A 16,652-nucleotide genomic window follows, 5' to 3' on the forward strand; every position below is an offset into this window, starting at 1 on the left:
GGCCGCCATGCTCCGCCTCCTGACGCCTCTTCTGCTGGCCAGCCTGCTGGCGCCGGCCCACGCCCTCGACCAGCCCGAGGCCGCCACCACCCGCACCGCCAAGCAGGGCAGCCTGACGGTCCCGGCCAAGCGCTTTGCCGTGACGGCCGCCAATCCGCTGGCCGTGGATGCGGGCATCGAGATACTGAATGCCGGCGGCTCGGCGGTCGATGCGACCGTTGCCGTGCAGGCCGTGCTCGGCCTCGTCGAACCCCAGTCCAGCGGCATCGCCGGCGGTGCCTTCCTGATGCACTGGGATGGCCACCAGGTGCAGACGTTGGACGGCCGCGAATCCGCGCCGGCCGCAGCCACGCCCGAGCTTTTCCTGAAGGCCGACGGCAAGCCCCTGCCCATGCGCGAGGCCATCATGAGCGGCCTGTCCACCGGCGTGCCGGGCGTGCTGGCCATGCTGGCCGAGGCGCACCGCCAGCACGGCAAGCTGCCCTGGAGCCGCCTCTTCGAGCCGGCCATCCGCCTGGCCGAGCGGGGCTTCGCGATCAGCCCGCGGCTGTTTGAGCTGGCCTCGGCCGAGGCGCAGTTGCGAAGCGACCCGCAGGCGGGGCCCTACTTCTTTGATGCCACTGGCGCTGCCAAGCCGGTCGGCACCGTGCTGAAGAACCCCGCCTATGCCGCGGTGCTGCGCGGCATCGCCAGCAAAGGGCCGAAAGCCTTCTACGAGGGCGCCGTGGCGGAGGACATCGTGCGCCGCGTGAAAGGGCATGCCCGCTCGGGCCTGCTGAGCACGGCCGACCTGGCCAGCTACAAAGCCTTGGCCCGCCCCCCGCTGTGCAACGACTGGCGCAGCTACCGCGTCTGCGGCTTTGGCCCGCCCACCTCGGGCCATCTGACGCTGATGCAGATCCTCGGCCTCCTTGACACCCAGCCGGCGGCATTGGCGGCCAAAGGCATCACGGCGGACTGGATGCATGCCTACGCCGAGTCCGCCAAGCTGGCCTTTGCCGACCGTGCCCAGTTCATCGGCGATCCGGCCTATGTCGCCGCGCCAGGCGGTGACTGGCAGAACCTTATCGCGCCGGCCTATCTGAAGCAGCGCGGTGCGCTGATCGGGCCCAAGGCCAGCGGTGTGGCGACGGCCGGCCAGCCGGGGCAGGTCAGGCAGGCCCTGGCGCCGCAGGCTGAGCAGTTGGAATACGGCACCAGCCAGGTCAGCGTCGTCGACGCCGAAGGCCATGCCGTAGCGATGACGACCAGCGTCGAGGCCGCCTTCGGCAACCGCGTCATGAGTGACGGCGGCACGGGCCTGGCCGGCGGCTTCATGCTGAACAACACGCTGACCGACTTCTCGCTGAACCCGGTGGGTGCCGACGGCAAGCCGGTGGCCAACCGCGTCGAAGCGGGCAAGCGGCCGCGTTCCAGCATGGCGCCAACCCTGGTCTTCGACCGCGACGGCAAGCTCGTCATGGTGGCCGGCTCGCCCGGCGGCCCGGTCATCATCCACTACGTCGCCAAGGTGATCACGGGCGCCCTTGCCTGGGGCCTGCCGGTGCAGCAGGCGGTGGACTTGCCGAACTACGGTCACTTCAACAGTGGTGCCCTCTTCGTCGAGCGAGGTGCACTGACGGCCGAACAACTGGCTGACCTGCGCGCCCGCGGCCATCAGGTCAACGAGACCGATCTGACCAGCGGCCTGCAGGTGCTGATGCGCGTGAAGGAGGGCTGGGTCGGCGGCGCCGATCCGCGCCGCGAGGGTGTCGTGCGCGGGGAGTAATTCGTCCTGCCGCGCCGCGGCATCTTGTCTGACACCACTTCCCACCTGCCGCCCACTAGGCTGGTTAGCTTGTGAGCCGCGGAGTCAGCGATGGACGATGTGCCAGGATGTTCTCTTTCACGCCGGGACGTGTTGATCGCCGGCGCGGGCACGGCAGCCGCCACGGTCGTCGAGGCCGCAGACCGGGAGCCCGCCATGTCCAACGCCACGACGAGCCGCCTGACGCTGGACGTCAACGGCCAGGCGCACACCGTCGACGTCGACACCCGCACGACGCTGCTCGACCTGCTGCGCGAGCAGCTGCACCTGACCGGTACCAAGAAGGGCTGCGACCACGGCCAGTGCGGCGCCTGCACCGTGCTGCTGGACGGCCGGCGCATCAACAGCTGCCTGATGCTGGCCGTCATGGCGCCGGGCGCCAAGGTCACCACCATCGAGGGCCTGGGCACACCGCAGAAGCTGCACCCGCTGCAGGCCGCCTTCGTCGCGCATGACGGCTACCAATGCGGCTACTGCACGCCCGGGCAGATCTGTTCGGCCGTGGGCATGTTGGACGAGCTCAAGCACGGCGTGCCCAGCCATGTGACCGCCGATCTGGCCGCCAAGCCGCTGCTGAGCGCCGACGAGCTGCGCGAGCGCATGAGCGGCAACATCTGCCGCTGTGGCGCCTACTCCAACATTGCCGAGGCGATCACCAGCGTCGCCAAGGAGGCCGCATGAAAGCATTCAGCTTCGAGCGAGCGCGCACGCCGGCTGAGGCAGCAGCGGCCGTCGCTGGCCGGCCCGACGCCAAGTTCATCGCCGGCGGCACCAATCTGCTGGACCTGATGAAGCTGCAGATCGAGGCGCCTGGCCACCTGGTCGACGTCAATCCGCTGGCCCTGGACCGCATCGAGGCCGCGGAAGGCGGGCTGCGCATTGGTGCCCTGGTACGCAACGCCGACCTTGCCAGCGATGCCCGTGTGCGCAAGGACTACCCGGTGCTGTCGCGCGCGCTGCTGGCCGGTGCCTCGGGCCAGCTGCGCAACCGCGCGACGACGGCCGGTAACCTGCTGCAGCGCACCCGTTGCCCCTACTTCTACGACACGGCCCAGCCCTGCAACAAGCGCCAGCCCGGCAGCGGTTGCTCGGCCATCGGCGGCGTCACGCGCTCGCTGGCCGTCATCGGCACCAGCCCTGCCTGCATCGCCAACCATCCGAGCGACATGGCCGTCGCCATGCGCGTGCTGGATGCCCAGGTCGAGACGGTCAAACCCGACGGACAGGTGCGCCGCATCCCCATCGCCGACTTCCACAAACTGCCCGGCGATACGCCCCACATCGACCACGCCTTGGCCCATGGCGAGCTGATCACCTCGGTGCTGCTGCCGCCGCCCGTGGGAGGTACCCAGGTCTACCGCAAGGTGCGTGACCGCGCGTCGTACGCCTTCGCCCTGGTGTCGCTGGCCGCCATCGTGCAGCGAGACGGCAGCGCGCGGCTGGCGTTTGGCGGCGTGGCCCACAAGCCCTGGCGCATCGAAAGCGCGGAGCCGCAACTCTCGCGTGGCGTTCACACCTACTTCAGCCAGGCCTTCAAGGGTGCTTCGCCGCAGCAGGACAACGCCTTCAAGCTCAAGCTGGCCGAGCGGCTGCTTGTCGACGTGCTCCACCCTGACCGGAGAGCATGAAGTGGAGCCCCTCGTCCAAGGAGTCCCTTGGCCGGTCCCCCGAGGGGACGGCGATGCTTGCCGGATCGACCGGCAAGCACATCGCCAGGCCGGGCCTGCTTGGGAGCGGCCCGGCGCTCGGCCCGCAAAGTCAGTGAGATCTGGGTTGCTCGCAGCCCGATGGAGTCAATGAGATGCGTTTCGACCAGCCCGCCACCACCAACCCCGTCGACCAGGGCAAGGTCATCGGCCGCCCCACGCCGCGCATCGATGGCCCGCTGAAGACCACCGGCACGGCGCCTTATGCCTACGAGCACCACGACCTGAAGCCGACGCCGGCCGTCGGCTATGTCGTCGGTGCCGGCATTGCCAAGGGCCGCGTGGCCGCCATGGACCTGCGTGCAGCCCGCGCGGCGCCGGGCGTGCTGGCCATCGTCACGGCTCAGAACGCCGGCAAACTCGGCAAGGGCAGCAAGAACACCGCCAAGCTGCTCGGCGGGCCGCAGATCGACCACTACCACCAGGCGCTGGCCGTGGTCGTCGCCGAGAGCTTCGAACAAGCGCGCGCCGCCGCGGCGTTGATCGACATCCGCTACGAGGCCGCCAAGGGGCGCTTCGACCTTGCCGCCGAGAAACCGCATGCGCCGGTGGCCAAGAGCGATGGCTTCGGTGGCGAGGCCGAGACCAAGCATGGCGACTTCGAAGCCGCATTCGCCAAGGCGCCGGTACAACTGGATGCGAGCTACACGACGCCCGACCAGGGCCACGCCATGATGGAGCCGCACGCCACCATCGGCTGGTGGGAGGGCAAGAAGCTGTCGGTGTGGACGTCCAACCAGATGGTGGACTGGGCCGTCGGCGACCTTGCCAAGACGCTGGGCATTCCCAAGCTGGACGTGCGCGTGCGTTCGCCCTTCGTCGGCGGCGGTTTCGGCGGCAAGCTGTTCCTGCGCGCCGACGTCGTGCTTGCCGCCTTGGGGGCGAAGGCCGCCGGCCGGCCCGTCAAGATCGCGCTGACACGCCCGCTGATGTTCAACAACACAACGCACCGGCCGGCCACCATCCAGCGCATCCGCATCGGCGCCAACAAGGACGGCCGCATCCAGGCCATCTCACACGAGAGCTGGTCCGGCAACCTGCCGGGCGGCGGCCCAGAGACGGCCACGGGGCAGACGCGGCTGCTCTATGCCGGCGAGCATCGCTACACCGCCATGCGCCTGGCTGTGCTGGATCTGCCCGAGGGCAACGCGATGCGCGCGCCTGGCGAGGCGCCGGGCCTGATGGCGCTGGAGATCGCGATGGACGAGATGGCCGAGAAGCTCGGTCTGGACCCCATCGAGTTCCGCGTGCGCAACGACACGCAGGTCGACCCCGAGAAGCCGCAGCGTCCCTTCTCGCAGCGCCGCCTGGTGGACTGCATGAGGCAAGGCGCGGAGCGCTTCGGCTGGAATCGGCGGTCACCCAAGCCGGCGCAGGTGCGCGAGGGCGGCTGGCTGATCGGCATGGGCATGGCGGCGGCCTTCCGCAACAACCTGCTGATGAAGTCCAAGGCGCGCGTGCGGCTGGAAGGCGAGCGCGTCATCGTCGAGACCGACATGACCGACATCGGCACCGGCAGCTACACCATCATTGCGCAGACGGCCGCCGAAACCATGGGTGTCGCGCTGGACAAGGTCGTCGTGCGCCTGTGCGATTCGAGCTTTCCGGTGTCCTGCGGTTCAGGTGGGCAATGGGGCGGCAACAACTCGACCGCCGGCGTCTATGCGGCCTGCATGAAGCTGCGCGGCATGGTCGCCCAGAAGGCGGGCATGGCCGACGCGGAGTTCGTTGGCGGCGAGGTGCGTGGCGGCGGCAAGGCCGCGCCGTTGAAATCATTCGCCGGCCTGGTGGCCGAGGACGGCATCGAATACGGCGACCTCGACAAGCGCTACCAGCAGTCCACTTTTGGCGGGCATTTCGCGGAAGTGGCGGTGGACGCGGTCACCGGCGAAGTGCGCGTGCGCCGCATGCTGGCCGTGTGCGCGGCGGGGCGCATCCTGAACCCCACCTCAGCGCGGAGCCAGGTCATCGGCGCCATGACCATGGGTGTGGGTGCGGCATTGATGGAAGACCTGAAGGTGGACCACCGCCGCGGCTTCTTCGTCAACCACGACCTGGCCGGCTACGAGGTGCCGGTGCATGCCGACATCCCGCACCAGGACGTCATCTTCCTGGACGAGACCGACCCGATCTCGTCGCCGATGAAGGCCAAGGGCGTGGGCGAGCTGGGCATCTGCGGCGCTGCCGCTGCGGTAGCCAACGCCGTCTACAACGCCACCGGCGTGCGAGTGCGCGACTACCCGCTGACGCTGGACAAGCTGCTGGCCGGTCTACCTGCGCTGGTTTAAAACCACGAGCCCCAGGGCGGCCAGCGCGGCGAACAGCAGGCCGCTCCAGATCTCGTAGGGCAGGCCGAGCAGCCGGTAGCCCGCCGCTTCGGCGCAGTTGGCCGTGATCATGAAGACGGAGGGCCACAGCTCCTCCAGCCCGAGCGCCGTGACGACCTTGTCGGCCAGGCCCATGGCGCAGCTGGCGCTCTGCGAGGCCACCTCATGCTGGAAAACGGCCGCCGTGAGGCCCGCTGCACACAGCATCAGCACGACGACCAGGGCCGCCTGGCGCAGCGCGCGCTTGGCGCTCACCAGCCAGCCCAGCAGCGAGACGGCGCCGATCACCAGGAAGATGGCCCGCTGCAGCACGCACCAGGGGCAGGGCTTGACGTCGAACTGGTGCTGGGCGATCAAGGCGATGCCGACGGCGGCGAAGCTCGCCACGGCCATGCCGGCCAGCGCGCGGGCCGGCAGCTTGGAAGGGGCGGTGAACATCAATCTTTGATCTCGGCGATGAGCTCGATCTCGACGCAGGCGCCGAGCGGGATCTGGGCCACGCCGAAGGCGCTGCGGGCATGCTTGCCAGCTTCGCCCAGCACCGCGGCGAACAGCTCGGAGCAGCCGTTGGTGACAAGGTGCTGCTCGGTGAAGTCAGGCGTGCTGTTCACCAGGCTCATGACCTTGACGATGCGAACGATCTTGCCCAGGTCGCCCGTGGCAGCCTGCAGCGTGCCGAGCAGGTCGATGGCGACGGCGCGTGCCGCGGCCTGACCGGTGGCGGTGTCGACATCCTTGCCCAGCTGGCCGACCCAGGGCTTGCCGTCCTTCTTGGCGATGTGGCCGGACAGGAACAGCAGGTTGCCGGTGCGCGTGAACGGCAGGTAGGCGGCAGCGGGAATGGCCAGCGGCGGCAGGGTGATGCCGAGTTCGGCGAGCTTGGCTTGGATGGCGGAGGAGCTCATGCGTAAAAGCGCGGTGGCGCAAGCGAAAAACCGCGGCATGCTACACCCCGCGTCCCAATAAGGCGGGACAGGGGAGGGGCATTGGCTCAGCGGCCGTGGGGCGTGCGCGAACTGGTGGCAACCGGCTTGGCCTGGCTGGCCGGCGTGGCCCTGCTGCAATGCTGCGAGCGACTGCCAACGGCGACGGAATATGCGCTGCTGGGCTTGCTGTTCGTGCTGCTCCTGCTGCTGCACCGCCGCCACTGGCTGGCGTTGGCTGCAGCGGTTGCGGTGTTCGCTTTCGTGCAGGCCGGGCTTCGCGCCGAGATGCGCATGAAGCCCGAACTGCATCCAGCCTGGGAAGGCCGCGACCTGGTGCTGAGCGGTCGGGTCGATTCGCTGCCCATCGCCATCACGGGGCAGGGCGGCATGCCCGGCTGGCGCTTCGAGTTTGCCGTCGAATCGGTGGGACCAGCCGGCACGGCCTTGCCGCCCGAAGTGCCGCGGCGGGTGATGCTGCTCGCCTACGACAGTGCGCAGCCCATCACAGCCGGCGAGCGCTGGCGCTTCACCGCCCGCCTCAAGCGCGCCCATGGCCTGGCCAATCCGGGCGGCTTCGATGTCGAACTGTGGTTGTTCGAGCAGGGGCTGCGCGCGAGCGGTGTCGTGCGCACGGCCGAGCGCCTGCAAGCGGCGTCCTGGTGGTCCCTGGACGCCGCGCGCCAGCGCCTGCGCACGGCCATCCGTGAACGCGTGGCCGACCCCGGCATGGCTGGCGTGCTGGCGGCGTTGAGCCTGGGCGACCAGAACGCCATTGCTCATAGTGACTGGAACCTGTTCCGTGACACAGGCGTGAGTCATCTCTTGTCGGTATCAGGAAGTCACGTCGTCCTGCTCGGCTGGATGGCCGCCGCGCTCGTGTCGCCGCTGTGGCGCCGCAGCCGCTGGCTCTGCCTGCGCCTGCCGGCGCCCACTGCGGCACGTTGGGTGGGCGTGGCGGTGGCCTTCGCCTATGCGCTGTTCTCGGGCTGGGGCGTGCCGGCGCAGCGCACGGTCGTCATGCTGGCCGCGCTGGCCGGTCTGCGCAGCGTTGGCCTGCGCTGGCCCTGGCCGCTGGTGCTGCTGGCGGCGGCCGTCATCGTCACGGCGGTGGACCCCTGGGCGCTGATGCAGCCGGGCTTCTGGTTGTCCTTCGGCGCTGTCGGTCTGTTGATGGCCGCCGGTGGCGAGCACGCAGAAGGCTGGCGGGCACGCCTGAAGGCGGCGCTGCGAACCCAGGCCATTGCCACCGTGGGCCTCGCGCCGCTGAGCCTGATCTGCTTCTCGCAGCTGTCCCTCGTCGGGCTGCTGGCCAACCTCGTCGCTATCCCGCTGATCACCTTCGTCATCACGCCGCTGGCGCTGATGGGCGGCCTGTTCACGCCGTTGTGGGCGCTGGCCGCCTTGCTGACGCAGGCCCTGATGGCCTGGCTGAAGCTGCTGATCGCCTGGCCGGCGGCGGTGTGGTGGCTGCCGGCGGCGCCGCTGTGGTCCCAGGGCCTGGCCTTGCTGGGCGCCGTGCTGGTTGCGCTGAGGCTGCCCTGGCGGCTGCGCGCTGCCGGGCTGCTGATGACGTTGCCGCTGCTGTGGCCGGCCGTGCCGCACCCGCCGGCGGGCGAGTTCGAACTGCTGGCCCCGGACATCGGCCAGGGCAACGCGGTGCTGATCCGCACGCATGGGCATGCCCTGCTCTTCGATACCGGCCCGGTGTACGCGCCCGGCTCGGATGCCGGCGAACGCGTCCTGTTGCCGCTGCTGCGTCGCCTGGGCGTGCACCGCGTGGACATGCTGGTGCTCAGCCATCGCGACGTTGATCACGTCGGTGGCGCCGCCACCTTGATGCAGGCCCTGCCCGTGTCCGAGCTGCGCAGTTCACTGGAGCCGGGCCACCCGCTGCTGCGCACCCCGATGCCCGCGAAGCGCTGCGAGGCCGGCCAGGGCTGGACCTGGGATGGTGTGCGCTTTGACGTGCTGCACCCGACGCTGGCGAACTACGACGCCGGGCTCAAGTCCAACGACCTGTCCTGCGTGCTCAGGATCACATCGGCCTCGGGGCGGCGGGCCTTGCTGGCGGGTGACCTCGAAGCCGAGCAGGAGAAGCGCCTCGTGCAGCGCGAACCGGATCTGCGTGCCGATGTGCTGTTGGTGCCTCACCATGGCAGCAAGACCTCCTCCAGCGCGGAGCTGCTGGCCGCGGTACGGCCGAGCGTCGGCGTCGTGCAGGCCGGCTACCGCAGTCGCTTCGGCCACCCGGCGCCACCGGTGCTGGCGCGCTACCAGGCTGCGGGCATCGCCGTCGTTGCCAGCCCGGCCTGCGGCGCCTGGCAGTGGCAGAGTGCAACCCTCGAGCACAGCTGCGAGCGTGATCTTCGCCGCCGCTACTGGCTGGACCGCAGCCCGGCCAGCGTGGGGCTGGAGGGGCCTCAGGTGGAGGAGGCGCCGGCCGTCGAGGTCGAGCTGGCCTTCTGACTTCAGCCCTGCCACACTCGCCCGGCCAATAACCGGAAGATCGCATGAAGCGCTTGCATGTCTGGACCCGTCGCGTCGCCTCGTTAGGACTGCTCTGCGTGAGCCTGGCCGCTGCCGCGGGCGGCGGCAGTGCCGGCAGCGGCGCCAAGGCCACGGCAGGCAACAAGGACTACGACGTCTACCGCAGCGGCAGCGCCGCCGATGCCCTGCCGCCGCAGCCGGCCGGCAACCTGCTTGTGCTGATGGGCGGCGGTATCGACGTCGACGACGCCTTCCGCGCCATGATCGCCAAGGCGCGCGGCGGCACCGCGGCCAAGGTCGATGTCGTCATCCTGCGCACCTCGGGTGCCGACGGCTACAACGCCTACCTGATGGCCATGGACGGCGTCGACTCGGTCGAGTCCATCGTGCTGAAGACGCGTGCCGGCGCCAGCGCGCCCGAGGTGCTGGACCTGGTCGCTCGGGCCGACGTGCTGTTCATTGCCGGTGGCGACCAATCCACCTACATCGCCCAATGGGCCGGCACACCGTTGGAGGCTGCCATGAAGACGGCCGTGGCGCGCAAGGTGCCGTTTGGCGGCACCAGCGCCGGCCTGGCCGTGCTGGGCCAGTTCGACTACTCGGGCGCCAACCAGTCGGTGACGTCGGCCACTGCCATGGCCAACCCCTATGACCGCGGCGTCACGCTGGACCGCAGCTTTCTGAACGCGCTGCCACTGATGGCCAACGTCATCACCGATGCCCACCTCGTCACCCGCGACCGCATGGGCCGCCTCGTCACCTTTCTGGCGCGCCTGTCCGCCGACGGCTGGGCCGGCTGGCAGACGCTGCGCGGCATTGGCGTGGACGAGGAGACGGCCGTCGTTGTCGACGGCGACATTGCCACCGTGATGGGCAATCCGGACGGCCTGGGCGGACGCACGGGCCGGGCCTATTTCCTCAAGCCGACGCTGGCGCCAACGACGGTGCAGGCCAAGAAGCCATTGACCTTCCGCAGCCTGCAGCTGGAGAAGCGCACGGCCGGCGGGCAATACAACCTCGCGACCTGGCCAACCGTGTCGCCGTATTTCATCTCGGTGGAAGCGGGCACGCTGATGCCCAGCCCCTACTGAGCTTTGGCGGCCTGGCGCGCCCGGGCCACGGCCTGGCCCAGCTCGATGACCGCCAGCGCGTAATAGGCCGACCAGTTGTAGCGCGTGACGGCCCAGAAATTCTGCGTGCCCAGCAGCACGGTGGTCGGCTTCTTCGGCCCGTTCTGAAGTTCGATGACCGCCATCGGGCCGCCGTGGTCACGTGCGGCTTCAGAGGGCAGGGCGCCTGCGGCGCTGAGGTCGGCAGCGGTGAAAGTTGGCTTGATGTCCGGCGCCAGCAGGCGCGCCCGCTCGCGGCGGTCAGCGGGCAGTTTGACGCTGTAGTGCGTCGCCTCGCCGGGCTTCCAGCCGTACTCGGACAGGTAGTTGGCCACGCTGCCGATGGCGTCCACCGGGCTGGCGATCAGGTCGATGCGGCCATCGCCGTCGAAGTCCACCGCATGCTGGCGCCAGCTGCCGGGCATGAATTGCGGCCAGCCCAGGGCTCCGGCATAGCTGCCGCGCACGTCGCCAGCGTCCAGGCCGTTCTCGCGGCAGAGCTTGAGAAACTCCGCCAGTTCGTTGCGGAAGAAGGCCTGGCGCTCGGCCGCGCGCGGGTGCTCGGTGGGGAAGTCGAAGGCCAGCGTTGCGAGCGCGTCCAGCACCTTGAAGCCACCGGTGATGCGGCCATAGAAGGTCTCGACGCCGATGATGCCGACGATGACCTCCGCCGGCACGCCATAGGTGCTCTCCGCTCGCGTCAGCGCGGCCTCGTGTTCGGCCCAGAAGGCGACTCCGGCGTCCAGCCGCTTGGGCTCGATGAAGCGGTCGCGGTAGGCCGTCCAGTTCTTGGCGGTGCCGACGGCCGCCGGCAGGATGAGCTGCCGCACGCGCGGCAGGTCCAGGGCCTGGCTGAGCTGCTCGCGCAGTGCCGGAGCATCCCAGCCCTGGGCAGTGGCGAGCTCGTCGGCAAAGGCGACGACGGCAGGGCGGGGGCCGAGGGGTTCAGGCGGCGGGGCCGGTTTGGCGCGATGGGGTTTGGCCTGGGCGGAGCACGCCAGCAACAGGCCCGCAAGGAAGGGCAGATATCGGAACTTCACGCGCGCAGCATACGGGCTGCTGCACGGAGCTCGCCCCAGGGTGGCGCCGTGGCGCCAGGCGCGTAACGCGAACGCTCCAGCTGTTCCAGCCACTGCGCGGCCGGCTCGGCCTTCTGCCCGTGCTGGCGGCGCAAGGCGCGGGCCCAGGCGGCCGGGCTTTCGTGGACCGGCAGGGTGACGCCGGCGCGGGCCAGCAGGGCGCCGATGCGCGCCCGCTGGCGGCTCCAGGCGTCGTGCGGCCGGCTGCTCCAGCGTATCCAGGCGGCGCCGGCCACGGCCAACACGAGGATGACGCCGGCCAGCGCCTGGCCCAGCGCTGTCCAGTCGGGCTGGTTGAAGCCCAGGCGCTTGAGCAGGTTGAACTGGTTGTCGCGCGAATAGTTCAGCACCAGCTGCTGCCAGCGGTTGTTGACGGTCTCCCAGCCATTGCGCATGGCCCGCCACAGCGTCGGGTTGAACTGGCCCAGCACGCCGGGCTGCGGCCGCAGCGCCAGGCCCTGGGTGACGCGGTTGGGCGCCACGGCGGCGGTCGGGTCGCTGCGCACCCAGCCGCGTCCCTCGACCCAGAACTCGGCCCAGGCATGGGCATTGGCGTTGCGCACGACCTGGTAGCCATCCTGAGCTTCGGCGTCCCAACCCTGGAAGCCGGTGACGATGCGCGCCGGCACGCCCATGGCACGCATGACGACGACGAAGGCGGAGGCGAAGTGCTCGCAGAAGCCCAGCCGCCGGTCCAGCCAGAACTCGTCGATGACATGGGGCGAGGTCTCGCCATAGCGGCCGGGGGTCAGGGTGTAGGTGAAGTCCTGGCTGCGGATGTGTTCCAGAAGGGCTGCGGCCAACGCCTCGGCACGCGGGCCCGGTCCCAGCGTGGCAAAGCGCGCGTCGCCGGCCAGCAGTTCGGCCCAGGCACGGGTGCGTGGATTGAGACCGGCGGGCAGGTCGAGGTCGGTGGCGAGCTGGACGCGGTTGCGCCGCTCACCGGCTCGCCAGGCCGTGTGGGCACTGGTTGCCACCCTCAGCCTCTCGGTGATGGGGCGTGGCGACAGCCATTGCAGTTCGGGCCCGCGCACGACGGTCAGGTCGGTCAGGCTCAGCTCGCTGCCGACGCCGCCCGGGCTCATCTCCAACAGGGGCAGCACCGAAATACGCAGCGGTTCCAGCGTCATTTCATAGCGCAGCGCCGGGCCAGTGGTGGCCAGGTCGTCGCGGCCGCGCAGCCAGCTCTGGCTGGAGCGAGGGTCATAGGCGCGCCAGGTCTTGCCGTCGAAGCGGGTCAGCACCGGGCCGCGGAAATAGCGCTGGTCGGGCGGCGGCAAGGCCCCCTCGAACTTCAGCCGCATCGCGATGCTCTCGTCATTGGCGATCTCGTTCATCGCACCGAACTCGAGCTGGTTGGACAGGCCGGTCTTGCCGATCGCCTCAGTCGGCACACCCCACAGCGGCGCGATGCGTGGAAACAGCACGAAGAGCAGCACCATGACCGGCAGGCCCAGCGCCGTGGTGCTGGCAGCGCGCCTTGCCGCGATGCCGATGCTGGGGATGCCCGTGGGCATCTGTGCCAGCACGACGGCCGCCAGCAGCCCCCACAGCGAGGCCAGCGACCAGAGCGCCATCAGCAGCGACTGCGAGTACAGGAACTGCGTCAGCACCAGGAAGAAGCCTAGGAAAAAGACGACGAAGGCATCACGGCGGGCGCGCAGCTCCATGGTCTTGAGCGCCATCAGCATGACCAGCAGCGTGATGCCGGCCTCGCGGCCGATCAGCGTGTGAAAAGTCAGCCAGGTCAGGCCTGTGTAGATGGCGATGACGGCGGCCAGCCACCAGCGCCGGGGCAGCGGCCGCTGGCGCCAGGACAGCTGGGCGCGCCAGCACAGCACGACGGCCGTCAGCGCACTGCTCCACCAGGGAAGGTGGTCGGCATGCGGCACGATGACAGCCGTGATGACGCCGAGCAGGAAAAGACTGTCGCGCGTGTCGCGCGGCAGGCGGGCCCACCAAGCCGTCAAACCATTCATGAACCAAATCCTGCCAGCGCCTCCAGGCATGCCTGGCGGTGAGCGGCGCCCAGGGATGGCGCGATCTCGAGGCTGCCTATGCGCAGTCCATACGGCTGCCCCAGGCGCTCGGCGACCAGCACCCAGGCGGCCAGGCGCGACAGCCGGGCCTCGGTGTCGCGGCCTTGCGTATCGCGCCAGTCCAGCCACAGGTCCTGGGCCAGCGGCGCCTCGGTCTCGCGCACCCATGGCGACGAACCCTGCTCCATGGCCAGCGTCGACTTGCGCCACAGGATCTGCTTCATCGAGTCGCCGCGCCGATAGCTGCGCACGCCGGAGAAATCGGTGCCGCTGGAGGACTGGCGGGTCGATGCAGCTTCGCCAGCGCCGGCCTCGGCCTGGGCCGGGAAGGGCGCCAGCACCTCCTCGGCCCGCGGGTAGACCCAGACCTTGGCCGCAGGCCGCCAGTAGCTCCAGGCGCGGAAGAAGCCGAGTGGAAAGCGGGTCGTGACGACGAGGCGGGGCAGCTCACGCAACCCGCGCTTGTCAGCCGGCAGGCGTAGCTTCAGCATCGCATGACCCAGGGCCGGCACGTCGATCCAGGCCGGCTCGGTGGCGCCGCTGTCGAGCTGGGCGGCGACGGCGATGCCGAAGCGCGCGCTGCCCGGGTTGTGAAGGCGCAGTTCCAACGCGTATTCGTCACCAGCGTGCACGCCCTCGGGCGCCTTCAGGTCCATCTGCAGGCCGCGCAGGTTGGCGTGCGTCGTGTGCATGGACGCCAGGCCCGCGCCGGTCAGCGCAAACGTCAGCGCATAGCCCAGGCTCAGCTGCTCGTTGATGCTGGCCAGCAGCAGCACGCCCAGCGTGCCGCAGAAGGCCACGCCGGCCCAGGTCGGCACGATGTAGACATTGCGCTGGGTCGTCTGGTGGGTGTCGGCCGGCGCCTGGCGGGCTTGCCACCAGGCTTGCCAGCGTTGGCGCAGGGCTTGGACGGGGGCCATGGGTCAGAGGATACGTGGGGTTCGCAAGCCTCAGCGTGACCTGGGGGCGTTCAGAAAGGTGCTTGCGCTTCCTCGACAGGGTGGGGCGAGGACGGCTGTGGGCGAAGCGCTGCCAGTTCCTGCCGCAGCGCCGCGTTCTCGGCTTCGAGCGTTGCAACGCGTTGGCGCAGCGCTTGCACCGTGTCATCAGGCGCGCTGGCCTCGGCCGCATCCGGTGCCGGGTCGGCTGCGGGCGGCTTGCGCTTGGTCTCGCGCACGCGCTTGGCTGCCTGCTTGAGCTCTTGCGCACCGGCCGCCGCAGCGGCTGCCTGTTCCTCGGCCGGCAGGGTGGCGACGGCAGCGGCCGCGTTGATCGAGATCGCGCCGGCCTTCACCGCGGCCACCACCTCGGGCGTGGCCTGCTTCTGGATCTTCTCGATCATCACCACCTGGTTGCTGCTCAGCCGCGCGGCCTTGGCCAGGGCTTCGCGCGTTTGCAGGGCCTCCGGGGCGGGCACTGGCTCCGCTGCCTGGGCAGCGGGCTCGGTCGTCTGCGCGGCCGCGCCGCGCGCACGCCGCTCGGCCACGATCTCACGCTTGCGCAGGGCCAGCACGCCGCGCTGGAAGTCCGAGATGCTGCGCCGCCCAAGGTGCTGGTCGATCATCCACAGGTGCACGTCCTCCATGGATCTGAAGCGTGGGTTCTGCACCGTCTGGAAGGGCAGCCCGTGCTTGCTGCAGATGCCGTAGCGGTTGTGCCCGTCCACCAGCACGTCGCCCCACAGCACCAGCGCATCGCGGCAGCCCTCGGCCAGGATGCTGCGCTCCAGGGCCTCGTGTTCCTCCGCCGTCAATGGGTCGATGTAAGCCTTGAGTTCTTCGTTGACGACGATGTCCATGGAGCCGGGTGCAGGGAGCTGGAAAAAGGGTGCGGATTCTAGAGAGCCTCTGCATTGGTCCCCAGGGCGGCGGGCCTGCCCCTCTTGCGGCGAGCCAGAATCCGGTCTCACATGGAGTACCGATGGACAGCGACCTTCCCTATTTCCGCTATCACCCTGCCCCGCTGGCCACCGGGGCCATCGAGCCGCGGCGGGTCCAGTGTGTCTGCTGCGGCCAGGCGCGCGGCTTCGTCTACGTGCAGCCGGTCTATGCGACCAGCGATCTGGACGAGAAGCTGTGCCCCTGGTGCATTGCGGATGGCTCGGCGGCGAGCAAGTTGGGTGCGAGTTTTTCGGAGGCCCATCCTCTCCAGCAGGCGGGGCTGGCGCAGGAGATCGTCGACGAGGTGAGCCTGCGGACGCCGGGGTTTTCGTCCTGGCAGCAGGAAGAGTGGCTGGCGCATTGCAACGACGCCTGCGAGTTCCGTGGTGATGCGTCGGAGCAGGACGTGGCGCGCGCGAGCGAGGTCACCAAGGCGGATTGGCGCCAGCATTACGGGCTGACCGAGAAAGACTGGGCGCGGGCGACGACGGACTACGAGCCCGCGGGCGACAACGCGTTCTACAAGTTCGTATGCCGGCACTGCGGCGTGGTGCGGCTGGGGTGGGATTGCTCGTGAGCGAACGCTTGGCTGCACCCAGCCTTCGCCTGCGGATCGTCGTCGTCGACCCGCCGTCTGGCGTCAGCTTCGCCGTGCAGCGCGGCAAGTCCGAACTGCTGGCGCCGTTGGCTGAGCGAGGCGAGACGATCCAGTTCGAGTTGTCGCTTCGCCTGGGGTTGTCCTTGCCGGATGGGTCAGTCAACTTCCTGGGCGAGTTCGCTCAGGGCACGCCTGCGGATCGTTTCGTCTACCTCAACTCGGGCACCCTCGCGGGACAGCCAGGCTCCAACTGGACGCGCCGCGCAAAGTTGAAGTTGGCTGCCATTCGCCGGTAGGTTGTGGAGGCTGTGCTGGCCTCCAGCGAGGGCGTCGTCGAGGCCCGTGTCCTTGGCACCATGGCCGATGGCGGCCCCATCTGCGCTTCGGTGAAGCCGCACGCGGTGGTGTGGAGCCAGGTGGCCTGACCTGGCCGCCAGAGTGGGCGGCTGGCAAGCGGTCAGCGGATAGCCAATCAGCGCGCGGGTCTCGGGCAAACAACTTGGTATGGCCGTCATGCAGCGTGAAGCAGTCACGCTGCATGACGGTCGCACGGGCATGCGCAGGCCGGATTCGGGTGCGGCAAGTGATTGGCAGCGGTAGCTGTCATCCGGGAATGCCGGATCGGTGACCCGCTCCCGGCCAGGAGCCGACACTGGTGGACGTCCGCTTTTGGCCACGCTGAGGGCGTAGCGGC

At 69.6% G+C, this 16,652-nt stretch carries 13 protein-coding genes and 1 pseudogene; 8 read left to right on the forward strand and 6 right to left on the reverse strand.

Annotation, left to right across the window (positions count from 1 at the left end; genetic code table 11):
- Positions 1–7: 7 nt before the first annotated feature.
- The 4 genes from ASC95_RS18245 (at position 8) to paoC (ending at position 5,801) form a co-directional block, all read left to right on the forward strand.
- Entirely contained in the window at positions 8–1,768 is a 1,761-nt protein-coding gene (locus ASC95_RS18245; RefSeq protein WP_057299487.1) for a gamma-glutamyltransferase family protein, read from the forward strand.
- A 90-nt stretch (positions 1,769–1,858) separates the two neighbouring features.
- Complete coding sequence (gene paoA / locus ASC95_RS18250) at positions 1,859–2,488, forward strand: aldehyde dehydrogenase iron-sulfur subunit PaoA (RefSeq protein ID WP_057299147.1); 630 nt, start codon at positions 1,859–1,861, stop codon at positions 2,486–2,488.
- Positions 2,485–3,435, forward strand: coding sequence for a xanthine dehydrogenase family protein subunit M (locus ASC95_RS18255; RefSeq protein ID WP_057299148.1), 951 nt, complete (start codon positions 2,485–2,487; stop codon positions 3,433–3,435). The genes paoA and ASC95_RS18255 overlap by 4 nt, the downstream gene beginning before the upstream one ends.
- 173 nt (positions 3,436–3,608) lie before the next feature.
- Positions 3,609–5,801, forward strand: a complete 2,193-nt coding sequence (gene paoC / locus ASC95_RS18260; RefSeq protein WP_057299149.1) for an aldehyde oxidoreductase molybdenum-binding subunit PaoC — start codon at positions 3,609–3,611, stop codon at positions 5,799–5,801.
- On the opposite strand, the gene ASC95_RS18265 is transcribed toward paoC, so the two are convergent.
- Complete coding sequence (locus tag ASC95_RS18265; RefSeq protein ID WP_057299150.1) at positions 5,784–6,278, reverse strand: disulfide bond formation protein B; 495 nt, start codon at positions 6,276–6,278, stop codon at positions 5,784–5,786. The two genes, paoC and ASC95_RS18265, sit on opposite strands and share 18 nt — an antisense overlap.
- Positions 6,278–6,745 (reverse strand): RidA family protein, encoded by a 468-nt coding sequence (locus ASC95_RS18270; protein ID WP_057299151.1) that lies wholly within the window; start codon positions 6,743–6,745, stop codon positions 6,278–6,280. The genes ASC95_RS18265 and ASC95_RS18270 overlap by 1 nt, the downstream gene beginning before the upstream one ends.
- An 81-nt stretch (positions 6,746–6,826) precedes the next feature.
- Here ASC95_RS18270 and ASC95_RS18275 point away from each other — a divergent pair, with 81 nt between their 5' ends.
- The gene (locus ASC95_RS18275) at positions 6,827–9,232 is read left to right on the forward strand and encodes a DNA internalization-related competence protein ComEC/Rec2 (RefSeq protein ID WP_235537968.1); all 2,406 of its coding nucleotides are present in this window, start codon (positions 6,827–6,829) and stop codon (positions 9,230–9,232) included.
- Between the two features lie 44 nt (positions 9,233–9,276).
- Positions 9,277–10,344 (forward strand): cyanophycinase, encoded by a 1,068-nt coding sequence (locus tag ASC95_RS18280; protein WP_057299152.1) that lies wholly within the window; start codon positions 9,277–9,279, stop codon positions 10,342–10,344.
- Here ASC95_RS18280 and mltB read toward each other — a convergent pair.
- The 4 genes from mltB to ASC95_RS18300 are packed head-to-tail and all read right to left on the reverse strand — an operon-like array spanning position 10,338 to position 15,278.
- A complete protein-coding gene (mltB, locus tag ASC95_RS18285) occupies positions 10,338–11,402 on the reverse strand; it encodes a lytic murein transglycosylase B (protein WP_082567908.1) in 1,065 nt (354 codons plus the stop codon). The two genes, ASC95_RS18280 and mltB, sit on opposite strands and share 7 nt — an antisense overlap.
- Positions 11,399–13,420: a DUF3488 and transglutaminase-like domain-containing protein gene (locus tag ASC95_RS18290; RefSeq protein ID WP_057299153.1), complete on the reverse strand. Its 2,022-nt coding sequence runs from the start codon at positions 13,418–13,420 to the stop codon at positions 11,399–11,401. The genes mltB and ASC95_RS18290 overlap by 4 nt, the downstream gene beginning before the upstream one ends.
- Positions 13,417–14,400, reverse strand: coding sequence for a DUF58 domain-containing protein (locus ASC95_RS18295; RefSeq protein ID WP_057299154.1), 984 nt, complete (start codon positions 14,398–14,400; stop codon positions 13,417–13,419). Before ASC95_RS18295 ends, ASC95_RS18290 begins: the two co-directional genes overlap by 4 nt.
- Before the next feature lie 50 nt (positions 14,401–14,450).
- Entirely contained in the window at positions 14,451–15,278 is an 828-nt protein-coding gene (locus ASC95_RS18300) for a hypothetical protein (RefSeq protein WP_057299155.1), read from the reverse strand.
- A 122-nt stretch (positions 15,279–15,400) separates the two neighbouring features.
- Between ASC95_RS18300 and ASC95_RS18305 the strand changes: the two genes are divergently transcribed.
- Positions 15,401–15,937 carry a CbrC family protein gene (locus ASC95_RS18305; RefSeq protein ID WP_057299156.1) on the forward strand — a complete coding sequence of 179 codons (537 nt, stop codon included), beginning with the start codon at positions 15,401–15,403 and terminating at the stop codon, positions 15,935–15,937.
- Positions 15,934–16,383, forward strand: a pseudogene (locus tag ASC95_RS18310) (DUF5990 family protein). The gene ASC95_RS18305 and the pseudogene ASC95_RS18310 overlap by 4 nt, the downstream one beginning before the upstream one ends.
- The last annotated feature ends 269 nt before the right edge of the window (positions 16,384–16,652 follow it).

Source organism: Pelomonas sp. Root1217, from assembly GCF_001425705.1.
In the GTDB taxonomy this organism is placed as follows: Bacteria; Pseudomonadota; Gammaproteobacteria; order Burkholderiales; family Burkholderiaceae_C; genus Pelomonas.